This is a genomic window from Virgisporangium aurantiacum, assembly GCF_016863635.1.
GTDB classification, from domain to species: Bacteria; Actinomycetota; Actinomycetes; order Mycobacteriales; family Micromonosporaceae; genus Virgisporangium; species Virgisporangium aurantiacum.
This window is the reverse complement of record NZ_BOPG01000156.1, coordinates 1-3,612: the sequence shown is the minus strand read 5'-3', so window position 1 is coordinate 3,612 and position 3,612 is coordinate 1. Positions and strand designations below refer to the sequence as shown.

Sequence of the window (3,612 nt, the reverse complement as noted above, 5' to 3'; positions counted from 1 at the left end):
CGACGATCTGACACAACCGCTTCACGCCGAAGCGCTCGGAGTGGTCGGCGACGAACTGGAAGCGGGTCACCAGCGCGTCTCCCCGGCGAAATACCGGGCTGCCTTCCGCAGAATGTCGCGTTCCTCCTCAAGCTCGCGGACCCGCCGACGCAGTTCGGCGTTCTCGTCCTCGACCGAAGCCGGCGCCTGCCCCACAGCCGATGCCCTCGGCGGGCCGCCGGTGCCGCGCTGCTGATCGTCGGCGCGGACCCAGCTACGCAGCGTCTCCCGGTTGATCCCGAGGTCATCGGCGATCGACGCGATCGTCGCGCCCGGCCGAGACCGGTACAACGCCACCGCATCGGCCTTGAACTGAGCCGGGTAGTGCTTGTTCACCATCGTGTTCCAGAACTCCTGTCCACCAGGACCATCACGATCCCAGTCTCAGGAGTGGCAGCCACTCGCAACATCGACAACCTCGCCATCCGGAATAGAGGGTGCCGTAGGCCTGCTCGACGATCCACCGTTTGGCCACCGGCGCGAACGCCGTCCGTCCCGCGCTTTGCTGGACGGTGGTGCTGTCGGCCGCAGCGAAGATTTCGGGGATCTCTTCCGGGTCGTTGGTGGTCCCCAGGCCGCACGCCCCGTTCCGGTGGAGGTCAGGCCGGGACGATCTGTGCGATGGCGCGGGCGGTGGCGCTGGCCCCCTGATTGATGGTGGCGACCCGCTGGGTGATTGTCGTGGTCGCCTCCGCCGTTTGCTGGGCGAGTTGCTTGACCTCGTCGGCGACCACAGCGAACCCCTTGCCGGCCTCGCCGGCGCGTGCGGCCTCGATGGTGGCGTTCAGGGCGAGGAGGTTGGTCTGCGACGCGATGGCTTGGATGAGGTCGATGACGCCGCCGATGTCGGCGCTGGCCTCGGCGAGGCTGTCGACGACGCGGCCGGCCTCATCGGCGGTGGCAACGGCGGTGCTGGCGATCGACGCGGCCTCGGTGATGCTGCGCGAGATGTCGCTGATGCTGACGGTCATCTCCTCACTCGCGGAGGCGACCGTCGTGGCCAGCGTGTTGGTCTCCTCGGCCTTGGCCACCAGCGACGAATTGGCCGTCATCAGCCGTTCGGCAGTCTGGGAAACGTGTTGGCCGGCAGAGTGGATCTGGCCGACGAGTTCGCCGAGCCGCGCCACGGTCTTGTGCATCGCGTTGCCCAGCAGGTCGTCCTCGCCCCGTGGGTCGACGGTGAGGCGGAGGTCGCCGTTGGCGAGGCGGTCCGCGTGGCCAGCGGTCTCGCGCATGTAGCCGCCGAGGGTGCTGCCTGGCCCGATCTCATCCGAGTCCTCGTGCACAGATGTTGCAGCGAGGGCGCCTCGACAAGCGGACGGTCGGACCGCGCAACCACGAAGTAGCCGAACAGAGACACCGCCGCAGCATACGTATCAACTACAGACCGAGCCGACGAAACGGTCCAGATCTGCGGACATCGTTAGACGGGCAGTGTCCAGGCCTGGAACGTGACCCCCTGTCCCGGTCGATTCATGGCTTGCCGAAGCAGTTCACGCTTGAGCGTGGCCCGGCCGCGGGGAAGGCATCGACAAGTACGGGACGACCGCCGGCCCAACGCCCGCAGCGCATCCCATGGTGCGGGCGGCCTGGCCCCCGACGGCCGGAGAGCGGCTTTGACACGGATCACACCGTACCCGTTGGTGGAACGGAGCATTCCGCTCTGATACAGTCGCCATGTCGAACGGAATGAAGCGTTCCGTTCCGCGACTTGGAACCGGGGAGTTCGCCATGAGCACCGAGATCCGCCCCTACCGCATCGAGGTTCCGCAGGCCGACGTCGACGACCTGCGTGAACGCCTGCACCGCACCCGGTGGGGTACCGACCTGCCGGGCCAGGGCTGGAGCCGGGGCGTACCGGTCGACTACCTCAGGGGCCTGGCCGCCTACTGGGCCGACGAGTACGACTGGCGCGCCGCGGAGGCGGCGCTGAACAAGCTCCCGCAGTTCGTCACCGAGGTCGACGGGCAGCCGATCCACTTCGCACACGTCCGCTCGGCCAACCCCAACGCGACACCGCTGCTGCTGACGCACGACTGGCCGGCGTCGTTCGTCGCGTTCACCACGGTCGTGGAGAAGTTGACCGACCGATTCCACCTCGTGCTCACCAACATTCCGGGCGTCGGCTTCGGCGGCCCGCTCGTCGGGCCGGGCTGGAACACCGGCCGGATCGCCGCAGCGTTCAACCGGGTCATGGCCCGACTCGGATACGAGCGGTACGGAGTGCAGGGCTCCGGCGGTGGCGGCTGGATCGCCGTCGAGATGGGCCGGCAGGCTCCCGACCGGGTACTCGGGGTGCACGTGAACGGGCACGTCACATTCCCTTCCGGTGACCCCGCCGACTTCGACGGGCTCACCGAGGCCGAACAGATTCGCCTACAACGGCTCCAGAACTTCCGCGACGACATGATGGGCTTCAACGCCATCCAGTCGACCCGTCCGCACACGCTCGCGCACGCGCTGCACGACTCGCCGGCCGGCCAACTCGCGTGGATCGTCGAGAAGTTCAAGGAATGGACCGACCCCGCAGCCGAACTGCCCGAGGACGCCGTCGACCGCGACACGTTGCTGACCAACGTCAGCGTGTACTGGTTCTCGGGAACGGCCGGCTCGTCGGCGAACCTGTACTACGAGATGAGCCACGACCCGGCCGGCTGGGCACCGAAGGACCGCAGCCCCGTGCCCACGGCGGTGCTGCTGGCCGCGAACACCGACATCACCATCCGACGCTTCGCCGAGCGGGACAGTGTCGTCGTCCGCTGGACGGAGACCGAACGCGGCGGCAACTTCCTCTCCCTCGAACAGCCCGACGCGTACGCCACCGACGTGCGGGCATTCTTCGACGGGCTGAACGGCTGACGCGCCGACGACTTCTCACCCCAACTGCCAATGACCTACGCCGCGGCCGCCGTGATCAATGACGATCACGGCGGCCGCTCACGATCTTGGCGTCCGGATTCGGCCGCCATCAGCGTGGTTACCACCTGTCCACTGAGTCCCAGGTTCGTCCGAATGCGTCTCGTGTAATGACGTGCGGAGCCCAATCCTCGTCGGGTTGTTCAGAGCTCACCTGCCCGAGACCGCCGTACTGATCTTCCTCGCGTCCAGGTCCATAACGGAGGACTGGACCGTTGTCGTACACCTCGATCTGCCGGACAGGCCAACCGTGGTCATCAACCTCGAAGTACCAGACCGAATGGCCCCAAGCGCCGAACTCGTCACCGCGCGAGTCATGCCAGCGACGCCGAAAGAAGCGACGGTCCACGGTCGTCAGCGCAGATCGTCGTGGTGCGCGCTCTGCCGCGATCGGCTCGGTGGGAAACTTGCCCGGCGTTAGGCCGCGATTGTGCGCTCGTGCCGAGTGAGCAATCACCCGTCTTGTACACGGGATCCACACATTTCGTTGGCGCGGGCTGATGCCCGGTCGAACTATGGTGTTCCACGATGATCCCGGGCGGGTACCTGCGCTGGCTTCCAGTCGTCGCGACGGCGGTGGCTCTCGTCCTGGCTGGCCTGGTCGGCAGGCGTCACCTCGTGGCCTATTACCGGCGGCGCGGCGTCCCGGCGGGGCTG

At 67.4% G+C, this 3,612-nt stretch carries 3 protein-coding genes; 1 reads left to right on the top strand and 2 read right to left on the bottom strand.

Annotated features, from left to right (window positions below; genetic code table 11):
- Window positions 1-66 precede the first annotated feature (66 nt).
- Both Vau01_RS62700 and Vau01_RS62695 read right to left on the bottom strand, forming a co-directional pair.
- Window positions 67-378 carry a transposase gene (locus Vau01_RS62700; RefSeq protein ID WP_204015236.1) on the bottom strand — a complete coding sequence of 104 codons (312 nt, stop codon included), beginning with the start codon at window positions 376-378 and terminating at the stop codon, window positions 67-69.
- 260 nt (window positions 379-638) lie between these two features.
- On the bottom strand, window positions 639-1,178 hold the full coding sequence (locus Vau01_RS62695; protein WP_239153146.1) for a methyl-accepting chemotaxis protein: 540 nt from the start codon (window positions 1,176-1,178) through the stop codon (window positions 639-641).
- A gap of 592 nt (window positions 1,179-1,770) precedes the next feature.
- On the opposite strand from Vau01_RS62695, the gene Vau01_RS62690 reads away from it, so the two are divergent.
- Entirely contained in the window at window positions 1,771-2,898 is a 1,128-nt protein-coding gene (locus Vau01_RS62690; protein WP_204015232.1) for an epoxide hydrolase family protein, read from the top strand.
- The last annotated feature ends 714 nt before the right edge of the window (window positions 2,899-3,612 follow it).